The organism is Streptomyces sp. NPDC001549, assembly GCF_042894025.1.
Lineage (GTDB): Bacteria > Actinomycetota > Actinomycetes > Streptomycetales > Streptomycetaceae > Streptomyces > Streptomyces kutzneri.
Genome location: NZ_JBIAVJ010000013.1, coordinates 97529 through 110120 on the forward strand (window position 1 = coordinate 97529; position 12592 = coordinate 110120).

General features: G+C 70.2%; 10 protein-coding genes. 3 read left to right on the forward strand and 7 right to left on the reverse strand.

The features are described 5' to 3' along the window. Nucleotides 1-141: 141 nt before the first annotated feature. From ACFY04_RS22015 to ACFY04_RS22040, 6 genes are all read right to left on the reverse strand, one after another. On the reverse strand, nt 142-354 hold the full coding sequence (locus tag ACFY04_RS22015) for a hypothetical protein (RefSeq protein ID WP_389118930.1): 213 nt from the start codon (nt 352-354) through the stop codon (nt 142-144). Beyond that, nucleotides 351-722 carry a hypothetical protein gene (locus ACFY04_RS22020; protein ID WP_389118932.1) on the reverse strand — a complete coding sequence of 124 codons (372 nt, stop codon included), beginning with the start codon at nt 720-722 and terminating at the stop codon, nt 351-353. The genes ACFY04_RS22015 and ACFY04_RS22020 overlap by 4 nt, the downstream gene beginning before the upstream one ends. 58 nt (nt 723-780) lie before the next feature. Then, nucleotides 781-2016, reverse strand: coding sequence for a helix-turn-helix domain-containing protein (locus tag ACFY04_RS22025; protein ID WP_389118934.1), 1236 nt, complete (start codon nt 2014-2016; stop codon nt 781-783). Between the two features lie 316 nt (nt 2017-2332). Continuing rightward, nucleotides 2333-2497 (reverse strand): hypothetical protein, encoded by a 165-nt coding sequence (locus ACFY04_RS22030; RefSeq protein ID WP_389118936.1) that lies wholly within the window; start codon nt 2495-2497, stop codon nt 2333-2335. 886 nt (nt 2498-3383) lie between these two features. After that, nucleotides 3384-4913 (reverse strand): helix-turn-helix domain-containing protein, encoded by a 1530-nt coding sequence (locus ACFY04_RS22035; RefSeq protein ID WP_389118938.1) that lies wholly within the window; start codon nt 4911-4913, stop codon nt 3384-3386. Nucleotides 4914-4983: 70 nt separating this feature from the next. Beyond that, the gene (locus ACFY04_RS22040; RefSeq protein WP_389118940.1) at nt 4984-5469 is read right to left on the reverse strand and encodes a MarR family winged helix-turn-helix transcriptional regulator; all 486 of its coding nucleotides are present in this window, start codon (nt 5467-5469) and stop codon (nt 4984-4986) included. Between the two features lie 97 nt (nt 5470-5566). Between ACFY04_RS22040 and ACFY04_RS22045 the strand changes: the two genes are divergently transcribed. Next, nucleotides 5567-6451, forward strand: a complete 885-nt coding sequence (locus tag ACFY04_RS22045; RefSeq protein WP_389118942.1) for a haloalkane dehalogenase — start codon at nt 5567-5569, stop codon at nt 6449-6451. Nucleotides 6452-6537: 86 nt separating this feature from the next. Here the strand turns inward: ACFY04_RS22045 and ACFY04_RS22050 are convergent, their stop codons facing one another. Next, on the reverse strand, nt 6538-8448 hold the full coding sequence (locus ACFY04_RS22050) for an amidohydrolase (RefSeq protein WP_389118943.1): 1911 nt from the start codon (nt 8446-8448) through the stop codon (nt 6538-6540). A gap of 92 nt (nt 8449-8540) precedes the next feature. On the opposite strand from ACFY04_RS22050, the gene ACFY04_RS22055 reads away from it, so the two are divergent. Together ACFY04_RS22055 and acnA are read left to right on the forward strand one after the other, a co-directional pair. After that, nucleotides 8541-9614 (forward strand): LacI family DNA-binding transcriptional regulator, encoded by a 1074-nt coding sequence (locus tag ACFY04_RS22055; protein WP_389118945.1) that lies wholly within the window; start codon nt 8541-8543, stop codon nt 9612-9614. A gap of 140 nt (nt 9615-9754) precedes the next feature. Then, on the forward strand, nt 9755-12484 hold the full coding sequence (gene acnA / locus ACFY04_RS22060) for an aconitate hydratase AcnA (protein ID WP_389118947.1): 2730 nt from the start codon (nt 9755-9757) through the stop codon (nt 12482-12484). Nucleotides 12485-12592 lie beyond the last annotated feature (108 nt).

Below are 12592 nucleotides of genomic sequence, written 5' to 3' on the forward strand. Positions count from 1 at the left end.
CCGGAGGAGGTGAGCTCACCGGCTGGGCCAGGTCGAGGACGTGACCGCTGAGGACGACGGCGGGACCAGCGAGGCCAATGGTGAGGAGAGCGCCGATCATGCCCCAGCCGGGCTCAGGTAAGTGGCTCCGGCTCCGGTCGGTCATCGGGTATCCGCCTCGCGCAGCGCCTGGTGGTCGGCGACGACCCATTCCCGGCCCCCGCCTTCGGGGCGGAGGAACACGGCTTCGGCGATCTTCCGGCGGGTGGCGGGGTCTTCCCACTCGCCGATGAACTGGACGATCGCTTCCCGGTCGTTCGCGTCGAGGACTCGGGCACCTTCGTGCAGCCATGCGGGGAGGCTCTTCCGGCTCACCGCAGCTCACACTCGCCAGCCGACCCGAGGAAGCGCGCCATACCCCGCTCGGCGCGGGCCTGGAGGGACGGACTCGGGTCCGGGCTGTCGGCCCAGGGCGCGTACTCGGGCTGCTGTCCGGCTGCGCCGCTGGGGACGTCCTCGGGGGGCATCAGCGTGTCGACGGAGGCGTTCCACCCCTCCTCGCCGCCGCCTTCGGGCGTGAGTCGGTAGAAGGTGATCCCCGTGTCCTCGGGGACTTCTATGACCACGCCCGTACGGGAGGTGGCGGTGTCGTAGGCGAGGTCACCGCGCAGGGGCCAGCGGGGGTCACAGTCGTCCGCCTGCTGTCGTACGCGGTCATGGTCAGTGCGACGCGTCGAGGTCATGTAGCGGAACGTATGCGCCCCGCTACATACGAATATGATTCCGTGGAATACCCGCAGATCAGGCCAGCGAAAAACGTCCGGTCATGCCCCGCAGACGCTGGCGGGTGGCGACCCTCTCGGCGTAGACGATCTTCCGCAGAGTCGCCCGAGCGACGGGGTGATTGCGGACCAGTTGCGGGGCGATGCGTTCGGCGGTCTCCAGCTCGGTCAGGGCCTGGTCGCGATTGCCGTCCCACAGCCACGCGCGGGCGAGGTCCATGTGGTGGTGACCGAGCCGGGAGTTCGGCAGTACCGCGATGTGCGCCGGGTCCGCCTCCCGGTTGAGCCGGAGAGCCTTCGTCTGGTCGCTCATCTCCAGGGCGGCGCTGACGCTGTGGATGATGACGTTGCCGAGGGAGAAGGTGACGGAGTGCCGGTCATGGATCTCTGGACCGACATAGGCGTTGACCCGCTCACCCGCTGTACGGGCCAGTGCCAGCCGCTCGTCCGACGCCGCCGCGTTTCCGCTCCGCGCGCACGAGATCGCGGCCCGCAGGTGGAGGGCGCCCCACATCCGCAGTGCGAGCGGGTCACCGGCTTCATATTCCGTCTCGATGCCGGCGAGGGCCTTGTCCCCGAGGGCGAGGGCATCGTCCCAGTCGGCGGAGGCCCATGTATCCCACATCCGCATCCACAGCGCCATCGCGGGCATCACCGGGTCGCCGGAGAGCTGCGCCGACCACGTGGCCCGCTCGCACGCCATGGCCACGAGTTCGGGATGTCCGAGGGCGTGGGCGGCGGTGTGGGCGAACTTGCACGCCACCGCGTAGATCGCGAACGCCTCTTCACGCTCGTGGCCGGTGGAGACCTCGGCGAGGGCGCGGGCCTCCCTCAGCATGTCCGGCAGCTCGCTCAGCACGGCGCCGTTCGACGCCGCATCGCGCAGGCGGAGCAGGCGCTTCATGTCGTGCCACAGCACTTCGGACGGGCGCGGGGTGCCGTCGAAGACGGGGGCCAGGTCGTAGCGGCGCAACTCCCGCAGGATGGAGGCTGCGGAGACCTGCCACTTGGTCTCGGCGCCGCCGCCTGTGTACGGACGCTCGATCAGGGTGTTCGGGTGGCAGTGCAGGGCAGCGGCCACCGCGTTGATCAGCCCGGCCCGGTCCAGCTCGATCCGGCCCTTCTCCAGCTTCGACACCCAGCCCTGCGTCCGACCCAGTGCCGCGGCGAGATCGGCTTGAGTCATCCCCACAGAGAGCCTCTGTCGCCGGACTCGCTGCCCGATCCGCTCTTGCTCCTCGACGTACCCGCTCACACCCACCACCCCGATCTGCGACCGCTTCTGACGCGAAGGTACCGCCGGGACACGGTGAGGGGCGGCCTTTGGCCAATGGATCCCACACAGCGAGAAGTCAGGCTGGCATCGCCCAATAGACGGCGCCCGTCCGGCAGCGAGGACGTCGCAGCCCGTACTCCGGCTCGTCTCCGGTCCCGGCGGGATGCAGGTGCTGCCGGTTACACCAGGGGCAGCGGGCCGCGATGGTCCAGACACCACAAGCGTCTCGGTAGGCGAAGGTGAGGGCCTCGGGGGTCTCGGTCCGGCGACGTCGGCGGAAGAGGCGCTGCACGCTTCACCACCCGCCCAGCATCGACTTGATGCGGTCGTCCGCCGCGATGTAGGCGACGAATTGTTCAGCCGCCGACTTCGCACCTTCGGGCGACGTGGTGGGCATGGTTTTGGTCACGGCACCGTGGGGGTTTTGCTGCGGCCCGGTGGGCCCGTTGGGCGTGGTCACGAGCTTCGTCTCCTGGCGTTGGCATCTCGGCGCAGGACCCGGTGACAGGAGACGAATTTGGGATGATTACTGATCAAAGCCTGCTGATCAGATTCTAGTTGGTGCGGCCGGCCGTCGCCTGTGCCCGGAACGCAGAGACCCCCGCCGAGTCCGGGCTGCTGCCGGGGCGGGGGCTTCGTGTCTACAGTTACTTCGCGCGGGCCACTCGGCGGCAGGCGACCTCAAAGGCGGCGCGCTCGGCCTTCTCCGTGTAACCGTGGCCCGTCTCGCACCAGGGGTTCACATCGCCCGAACCGCTAAACGCGGCACCCTTCTTCTCACCCGACACCCGAGCGCGGAACACCGCCTCGGAGACGTCTTTTGCCGGGTCGAAGTCTCCGCCGGCGCAGCCCTGCCCGACCCCGTGATTGTGGGGTCACGAACCCCGCCACTACGGGGATGGGCAGGGTCTCTTGCGTTCCCTGCGGCCTTGAAGTTGTTGGTGACGCCGAGCCACCCGAAGGCAGGTGTGGGCATCGTGCAGCAACTCAGGTACCCCGTCTGGGGGACGCCCGTGCGGCCACGCAGGCGAACGTAAGACACACGGCGAGTGACCGTCAAACACCCTGTCAGATCCCAGGCCACAGCTCTGGCCTGGACTTTCATGGGCAAATACCCATGAAACGACTGAGGCCCCATCACCCTCCGTGAAGGATGACAGGGCCTCAGGTCGGTACTCAGAGGCTGATGAAGCGTCAGCCAATCGCCCTTCCGTTGCACATTTCTTGCACAAGGTGATGGAAAACGCTGGAAGACGTCGAGAGGTGTCGAACGGTATTTCCGCAGGTCAAGGGCCAGTTTTCAGGGCTTGAAGCTATGCCCCGAGGGTCCCCATATGCCCGACTCCCTAGATGTCGCGGAAGATCTCGATCTGGGCGCCCACCGAGTTGAGGCGCTCGGCCAGTTCCTCGTAGCCGCGGTTGATCACGTAGACGTTGCGCAGCACCGAGGTGCCCTCGGCCGCCATCATCGCCAGGAGGACGACCACCGCCGGGCGCAGGGCCGGCGGGCACATCATTTCCGCCGCGCGCCAGCGCGTGGGGCCCTCGACCAGGACGCGGTGGGGGTCGAGGAGCTGGAGGCGGCCGCCGAGGCGGTTCAGGTCCGTCAGGTAGATGGCCCGGTTGTCGTACACCCAGTCGTGGATCAGGGTCTGGCCCTGCGCCACGGCGGCGATGGCCGCGAAGAAGGGGACGTTGTCGATGTTCAGCCCGGGGAACGGCATGGGGTGGATCTTGTCGATCGGGGCTTCGAGCTTCGAGGGGCGGACCGTGAGGTCGACCAGGCGGGTGCGGCCGTTGTCGGCGGTGTACTCCGCCGAGCGGTCGTGGTCCAGGCCCATCTCCTCCAGGACCGCGAGCTCGATCTCCATGAACTCGATCGGCACCCGGCGGATGGTGAGTTCCGACTCCGTGACGACCGCGGCGGCGAGCAGGCTCATCGCCTCGACCGGGTCCTCGGAGGGGGAGTAGTCCACGTCCACGTCGATGCTCGGGACGCCGTGCACGGTGAGCGTGGTGGTGCCGACGCCGTCGACCCGGACGCCCAGGGCCTCCAGGAAGAAGCACAGGTCCTGGACCATGTAGTTGGAGGAGGCGTTGCGGATGACGGTCACGCCGTCGTAGCGGGCAGCGGCCAGCAGCGCGTTCTCGGTGACGGTGTCCCCGCGCTCGGTCAGCACGATGGGGCGGTCCGGGGAGATCCCGGGTACGACCTTCGCGTGGTAGATGCCCTCGGTCGCGGTGATGTCCAGGCCGAAGCGGCGCAGGGCGATCATGTGCGGCTCGATGGTGCGGGTGCCGAGGTCGCAGCCGCCCGCGTAGGGCAGGCGGAACGTTTCCATCCGGTGCAGCAGCGGGCCCAGGAACATGATGATGCTCCGGGTCCGGCGGGCCGCGTCCGCGTCCATGGCCTCCATGTCGAGGCGGGCCGGCGGGATCAGCTCCAGGTCCACGCCGTCGTTGATCCAGCGGGTGCGCACGCCGATGGAGTTGAGGACCTCCAGGAGGCGGTAGACCTCCTCGATGCGGGCCACCCGCCTCAGCACCGTACGGCCCTTGTTGAGCAGCGAGGCGCAGAGCAGGGCGACGCACGCGTTCTTGCTCGTCTTGACGTCGATGGCGCCGGACAGACGGCGGCCGCCCACCACGCGCAGGTGCATCGGGCCGGCGTAGCCCAGGGAGACGATCTCGCTGTCGAGCGCTTCGCCGATTCGGGCGATCATCTCAAGGCTGATGTTCTGGTTGCCGCGCTCGATCCGGTTCACTGCACTCTGGCTGGTGCCGAGGGCATCGGCGAGCTGACTCTGTGTCCAGCCCCGGTGCTGCCGGGCGTCACGGATGAGCTTGCCGATGCGTACGAGGTAGTCGTCTGCCATGGGGGCACGGTATCTCAGATATGAGATGACCCCTGCGCCGGGTGCGGCAAATGGGTGAATTGAGTGGAAGTTACCGGCCATCAGATCCCATGACGGGGTCTCCGTACGCGTGATGGTCGACGATGCGGCCCAGCAGGCGGGTGAGCTGCTCCCGTTCCCGGGTGGACAGCGGGGCCAGCAGTTCCTCCTGGGCCGCGGTGAGGATCTGTTCCAGTTTGTGCAGTTGCCGCCGGCCGGGCGGTGTGAGGGTGATGACGTTGCGCCTGCGGTCCTCGGGGTCCGGGGTCCGCTCCACCAGTCCGCGTGCGGCGAGTTCGTTGATGACGGCGACCAGGTCGCTGCGGTGGATGCCGGTGCGGGCACTGAGGGTGGCCTGGCTCGCCGGGCCGGACTCCTCCAGGGCGACCAGGGCCGCGTAGTGCCATGTGCGGGCATCCGCCCCGCTCAGGCCCTCGGTCACGAGCCGCTGCGCGTGGGTGGAGGCCTGCCCCAGCAGCCGGCTGGGCAGTTCGCGCAGTCGTGCGGGGACGAGGGGTCCGTTCTCTTCCGTGGTCATGGGGCGATGTTACCCATTGCGTTAGTCGCACTAACGATATAATTTCGTTCGTGTCGCCAACGTTAGTCAGGCCAACGACTTCCGGAAGGGGCCTCCCATGCCCACGATCGACGTACTCGACTCGACGATGTACTACGAGGACCACGGTGACGCCGGCGCCCGGTCGGGCGGTGTCCCCTTCGTGTTCCTGCACGGCAACCCGACCTCCTCCCACCTCTGGCGGGGCGTCCTGCCCCGGATCGAGGGCGGCGTCCGCGTCCTGGCCCCGGACCTCATCGGGATGGGCCGCTCCGGAAAGCCGGGCGGGGAGTACCGCTTCGAGGACCACGCCCGCTACCTGGACGCGTGGTTCGACGCCCTCGGGCTCGACGAGGTGGTGCTGGTCGGCCAGGACTGGGGCGGGGCGCTCGCCTTCGACCGGGCCGCCCGCCACCCCGGGCGGGTCCGCGGCATCGCCTTCATGGAGACGATCGTGCGGCCGCTGAGCTGGGCGCAGTACCCGCCCGCGGCGCGGGCCCGGTTCGAGGCGATCCGCACCCCGGGCGTGGGGGAGGAGATGGTCCTGGACCGGAACATCTTCATCGAGGACAGCATCCGGCAGACGGTGCTGAACCCGATGGGCGAGGCGGACCACGCCGTCTACGCCGCCCCCTACCCGACCCGCGAGAGCCGGCTGCCCATGCTGCGGTGGGCCCGCTCGCTGCCGATCGACGGCGATCCGGCCGATGTGCACGCCGTCGTCGAGCAGTACGACGCCTGGCTGTCCGACAGCCCGGACGTGCCCAAGCTGCTGCTCACCTTCGACGGCTCGCCGGCCCTGATGGCCGGCCCCGAGACGGTCGCCTGGTGCGAGGAGAACGTCTCGGCGCTGGAGACCGAGTACTGCGGCCCGGCCGCCCACCTCTGCCCAGAGGACCGGCCCGAGGAGATCGCCGCCGCCGTCAACTCCTGGGCCGCCCGCCACGGCCTCGCGGCGGGCTGAGCCCGGCCGCGGCGCCCCGCCGGCGGCGCCCGGCCGCTGAGCCCCACGGCGGCGCCCCACGGCCGCGCCCGGCCGCGGCGCCCCGCTCAGTGCTTGCAGGCGTGGTGCCGCCCCCCGGCGTGCACCGCCGTGTACGAGGCCGGGGGCGGGCCCGAGGCGGCGCCCGCCACCCGCGCCGAGGCCGCCCTGCCCGACGCCGAATCCGCGTCGTGCACCACACGGCCGCCGACCAGGGTCATCCGTACCCCCGTTCCGCTGATGTCGGCCACCGGGCAGCGCGTCACGTCCCGGTCCAGCACCACCAGGTCCGCCGCCCTGCCCGGCTCCACCGTGCCCGTCAGCCCCTCCTGGCGCAGCTGCCAGGCCGTTCCCGACGTGTGCATCCGCAGGACCGCGTCCCGGCCGAGCCCCTCCAGTTCGCGGTACAGCGGGCCCGCCCCGAAAGCGCCCTGGCGGTCGATCGCCGTCCGCAGCTGGTTCCACACCTGGAGGGCGTCCACCGGCCAGTCGGAGCCGCCCGACAGCCGCGCCCCCGCCTTCTCCAGGCTCCGCGCCGGGTACATCCACCGGTGCCGCTCGGGTCCGATGTAGGGAAGGAGCGCCTCCATCGTCCAGGTGTCCTTCGCCGCCCACTGGAGCTGCATGCACGCCGTGACCCCCAGCTGCGCGAAACGCCGCAGGTCCGCCGGGTCCACGAGCTGCAGGTGCGCCACGGCGTTGCGGGCGTCCCGCAGGCCCGTCACCCGCTTGGCGTACGCGTATCCGTCCAGAGCGGTGCGTACCGCACGGTCGCCGAGTCCGTGCGCGTGCATCTGCCAGCCCGCCTGGTTGAAGGCGGCGCTGAGCCGGCCGTAGTCCGCCGCCGAGGTGTACAGCTCGCCCCGGTTGCCGGTCGGCCGGCCCTGCCCGTCGAGGTAGGGCCTCAGCAGCGCGGCGGTCTGCGCCGGGTATTCGATGACCCCGTCCAGGAACACCTTGACCATCCCGAACCGCAGCCCCCGTACGCCCGCGAACTCCCGCCGCAGGCCCCGCGCGTACGCCAGCGACCCCGCCGGGTCCTTGGTCTGCTCCGCCTCCAGCCGGATCGCCGGGACGATCCGCTGCGGCAGCTTCCCCGCCGCCGACAGCGCCTGGTACAGCTCCAGTTCGTGCCGTCCCACCAGCGCGTCCATCATCGTCGTGACCCCGGACGCGGCCGCCAGCTCCAGCACCTTGGCGCAGGCCGCGACCAGGTCGGCCCGGGCGGGCTCCGGTATGTGCCGCCGGACCAGGCCCTGGGCGTCGTCCTTGAGTACGCCCGTCGGCCGCCCGTCCGCGCCCTTCACCACCTTGCCGCCGACCGGGTCGGGCGTGGCCGCCGTGATCCCGGCGATGTCCAGGGCCCGCTGGTTGGCCCACAGGTTGTGCCCGTCGCCGCCGACGAGGGCGATCGGCCGCCGGGTCGGGAGCGCGTCCAGCATCGTGTGGTGGGGGTTGGTGCCCACGGGGAGCAGCCCGACCGGGTTCCAGTCCTCGGCCACCAGCCAGCCGTCGGGCTCCGCGCCCGCGCCGCCCGTCTCGGCGAGGAAGCCGGTCAGGATCTCCTGGAGCTCGGCCAGGGTGGTCTCCGCGCCCTCCAGCGAGGGGGACAGAGAGCGTTCGCCCGCGCCGAGCGGGTGGACGTGGCCGTCGTGGATGCCGCTCATGACCGTGTTGCCCCGGGCGTCGACGACCTCGGTGTCCCGGCCCACGTACCGGCGCAGCGCCGCGTTCGTCCCGGTGGCCAGGATCTTGCCGTCCCGGCCGACCGCGACGGCCTCGACGGGAGCCCGGCCGCCGGTCCCGGTGAACACCGCGGCGTTGCGGACCACCAGGGCCGCCGAACCGCGCCCGCCGGAGGAAGGGGCCGAGGGCGCCGGGGAGGCCGCGGCCGGAACGGCCCCCAGCAGGCCAGCGGCCCCGGTGATCCCCGCGGCGGCGAGGAGTCCCCGGCGGGAAAGGTGCGAAGAAGACGTCATGCCCACTCCAAACGTTGGTGTGGCCAGGACACTCTTTGATTAACCGCTTAACCAGAAGCCGCCTCCGGCGACGAAATCCGTACGATGGCCGCGTGCCAGAGCACCCACCCGCGCCGGGACCGACCCTCGCCGACGTCGCGCGCGCCGCCGAGGTCTCCACCGCGACCGTCTCGCACGCGCTCAACGGCACCGGCCGCCTCGGCGCGTCCACCCGGCGACGGGTCCGCGAGGTGGCGGGCGCGCTCGGCTACGGAGCCCGCCGCGGCCCGCGCACCCGCAGCCTCGGTGTCGCGGTGACCACGTACGCGGGGGACGCCTGGGACTTCGTGCGGATCGCCTACTTCTCCCGCTGGCTCACCGCCGCGACCTCGGCCGCGCACGCGCACGGGTACGCCCTGACCACCCTGCCCGCCGACCGGGGCGCCGAGCCGCTGTGGCACACCCTCGCCGTGGACGGGATGCTGCTGCTCGACAGCCCGGCCGACGACCCGGTGCTGCGGGCCCTGCGGGCGCGGGGTCTGCCGGTGGTCTTCGACGGGCGGCCGCCCGACCCCTGGCCGGGGGACGTGTGGGTGGACAACGACCACACCGCCACCACCCGGGAGGTGCTCGACCACCTCGCGGCGTCCGGGGCCCGGCGGATCGCACTGCATTCGGGCTACGGCCGGGAGTTCTACACCGGGGCCGTCACCTCGGCCTACGAACAGTGGTGCGCGGAGCGCGGCCTGGCTCCCCTCCTGGTCCCCTTCGACCCGGACGACGCGGCGGGGCACGCCTTCGACTCCGCCTTCACCGGGCCGGACCGCCCCGACGCCGTCTACTGCGTGTACGACCCGGGGGGCCGGCAGGTGCTGGCCGCCGCCGCACGCCACGGTCTTCGTACACCCGGCGTACCTGGAGTTCCCGGAGTGCCTGGCATACCCGGCGCACCCGGCAGCCCGGGGCACGACGGGCTGCTGCTGGTCTGCGCGAGCGAGGATCCCGCGTACGCCGAGACCGAACCCGCCGTGACCACCGTCACCCTGAATCCGGAGCGGATCGCCGCTTCGGCGGTGTCTGTCCTGGTCAACCTGATCGAATCCGGGCATGCGGAATCGCCTGGTCAGCTGACGGTCCCGGCGGGACTGCGGGTGCGCGCCTCGTCCCTCCCCCCGGACATGTACTAGAGTTATCTCGACATCGAGATATCTGCCGAAGGCGTACCGCAGCCGCCCCCGCTGGTAAGGGTTACCTAACTTAGCCCTACCTTAGCGGATTGGCCAAGGGGCGTGGCGGCAGGATTGCGGTAATACGCGCGAATTCATGCATGAAGGAGACTGTCGTGTCGGCGAACAGCTTCGACGCCCGCAGCACGCTGCAGGTGGGCGACGAGTCGTACGAGATCTTCAAGCTGGACAAGGTCGAGGGCTCCGCCCGCCTTCCCTACAGCCTGAAGGTCCTGCTGGAGAACCTGCTCCGTACCGAGGACGGCGCGAACATCACCGCCGACCACATCCGGTCGCTCGGTAACTGGGACTCGCAGGCCCAGCCCAGCGAGGAGATCCAGTTCACGCCGGCCCGCGTGATCATGCAGGACTTCACCGGCGTCCCCTGCGTCGTGGACCTCGCCACCATGCGTGAGGCCGTGAAGGCCCTCGGCGGCGACCCGGCGAAGATCAACCCGCTCTCGCCCGCCGAGATGGTCATCGACCACTCGGTCATCGCCGACAAGTTCGGCACGGCCGACGCGTTCGCCCAGAACGTGGAGCTGGAGTACGGCCGCAACAAGGAGCGCTACCAGTTCCTGCGCTGGGGCCAGACCGCCTTCGACGACTTCAAGGTCGTCCCCCCGGGCACCGGCATCGTCCACCAGGTCAACATCGAGCACCTGGCCCGCACGGTCATGGTCCGTAATGGCCAGGCGTACCCCGACACCCTCGTCGGCACCGACTCGCACACCACCATGGTCAACGGCCTGGGCGTGCTGGGCTGGGGCGTCGGCGGCATCGAGGCCGAGGCCGCGATGCTCGGCCAGCCGGTCTCCATGCTGATCCCGCGCGTCGTCGGCTTCAAGCTGACCGGCGAGCTGCCCACCGGCACCACCGCCACCGACCTGGTGCTCACCATCACCGAGATGCTGCGCAAGCACGGTGTCGTCGGCAAGTTCGTCGAGTTCTACGGTGAGGGCGTCGCCGCCACCTCCCTCGCGAACCGCGCCACCATCGGCAACATGTCGCCGGAGTTCGGCTCCACCGCCGCGATCTTCCCGATCGACGACGAGACGCTGAAGTACCTGCGCCTGACCGGCCGCGACGCCCAGCAGGTCGCGCTCGTCGAGGCGTACGCCAAGGAGCAGGGTCTGTGGCTGGACCCGGCCGCCGAGCCGGACTTCTCCGAGAAGCTGGAGCTCGACCTCTCCACGGTCGTCCCCTCCATCGCCGGCCCGAAGCGCCCGCAGGACCGCATCGTCCTCGCCAACGCCGCCGAGCAGTTCGCCCAGGACGTCCGCAACTACGTCGAGGACGACGACGAGGCGGGCAAGGAGTCCTTCCCGGCCTCCGACGCCCCGGCCGCCACCGACGGCGTGCCGACCCGCCCGACCCAGGTCACCCTGGCCGACGGCACCTCCTTCGAGATCGACCACGGCGCCGTCACCGTCGCCGCGATCACCTCCTGCACCAACACCTCGAACCCCTACGTCATGGTCGCCGCGGCGCTCGTGGCCAAGAAGGCGGTCGAGAAGGGCCTGACCCGCAAGCCGTGGGTCAAGACCACCCTGGCCCCGGGCTCGAAGGTCGTCACCGACTACTTCGACAAGGCCGGCCTGACCCCGTACCTCGACAAGATGGGCTTCAACCTCGTCGGGTACGGCTGCACCACCTGCATCGGCAACTCCGGTCCGCTGGACGAGGAGATCTCGAAGGCGATCAACGAGCACGACCTCGCGGTCACCTCGGTGCTCTCCGGCAACCGCAACTTCGAGGGCCGGATCAACCCCGACGTCAAGATGAACTACCTGGCCTCCCCGCCGCTGGTCGTCGCGTACGCCATCGCGGGCTCCATGAAGGTGGACGTCACCACCGAGGCCATCGGCATCGACACCGAGGGCAACCCGGTCTTCCTCAAGGACATCTGGCCCTCCGAGGCCGAGGTCAACGACGTCGTGGCGAACGCCATCGGCGAGGACATGTTCAGCAAGTCCTACCAGGACGTCTTCGCGGGCGACGCCCAGTGGCAGGCGCTGTCGATCCCGACCGGCAACACCTTCGAGTGGGACCCGCAGTCCACCTACGTCCGCAAGCCCCCTTACTTCGAGGGCATGACGATGGAGACCACCCCGGTCTCCGACATCGCCGGCGCCCGCGTGCTGGCGAAGCTGGGCGACTCGGTCACCACCGACCACATCTCCCCGGCCGGTGCGATCAAGGCCGACACCCCGGCCGGCAAGTACCTCACCGAGCACGGCGTCGAGCGCCGCGACTTCAACTCGTACGGTTCCCGCCGTGGCAACCACGAGGTCATGATCCGCGGTACCTTCGCCAACATCCGCCTGCGCAACCAGATCGCGCCGGGCACCGAGGGCGGCTTCACCCGCGACTTCACCGTCCCGGACGCGCCGGTCTCCTTCATCTACGACGCCTCGCAGAACTACCAGGCCGCCGGCATCCCGCTGGTCATCCTGGCGGGCAAGGAGTACGGCTCCGGCTCGTCCCGTGACTGGGCCGCCAAGGGCACCGCGCTGCTCGGCGTCAAGGCCGTCATCGCCGAGTCCTACGAGCGCATCCACCGCTCCAACCTGATCGGCATGGGCGTCCTGCCGCTGCAGTTCCCGGAGGGTGCCACCGCGGCCTCCCTGGGGCTGACCGGCGAGGAGACCTTCTCCTTCACCGGTGTGGAGGAGCTGAACAACGGCACCACCCCGCGCACGGTCAAGGTGACCACCGACACCGGTGTGGAGTTCGACGCGGTCGTCCGCATCGACACGCCGGGCGAGGCGGACTACTACCGCAACGGCGGAATCATGCAGTTCGTGCTCCGGAACCTCATCCGGGGTTAAGGGCGCGCCAAGCGGAGCCCTTCTCCGCTGAATCGGCACCATAGGGCCGTATCCCCGTCAGGGGGATACGGCCCTTCCGCATTTTCGTCACGGCGGTGCCAGATGACG

Excerpts from the sequence above, each read along its gene's own strand:
- ACFY04_RS22020 (WP_389118932.1), bottom strand. The coding sequence starts at position 722 with ATGACCTCGACGCGTCGCACTGACCATGACCGCGTACGACAGCAGGCG.
- ACFY04_RS22035 (WP_389118938.1), bottom strand. The coding sequence starts at position 4,913 with ATGGCAGACGACTACCTCGTACGCATCGGCAAGCTCATCCGTGACGCC.
- ACFY04_RS22040 (WP_389118940.1), bottom strand. The coding sequence starts at position 5,469 with ATGACCACGGAAGAGAACGGACCCCTCGTCCCCGCACGACTGCGCGAA.
- ACFY04_RS22045 (WP_389118942.1), top strand. The coding sequence starts at position 5,567 with ATGCCCACGATCGACGTACTCGACTCGACGATGTACTACGAGGACCAC.
- ACFY04_RS22050 (WP_389118943.1), bottom strand. The coding sequence starts at position 8,448 with ATGACGTCTTCTTCGCACCTTTCCCGCCGGGGACTCCTCGCCGCCGCG.
- acnA (WP_389118947.1), top strand. The coding sequence starts at position 9,755 with ATGAAGGAGACTGTCGTGTCGGCGAACAGCTTCGACGCCCGCAGCACG.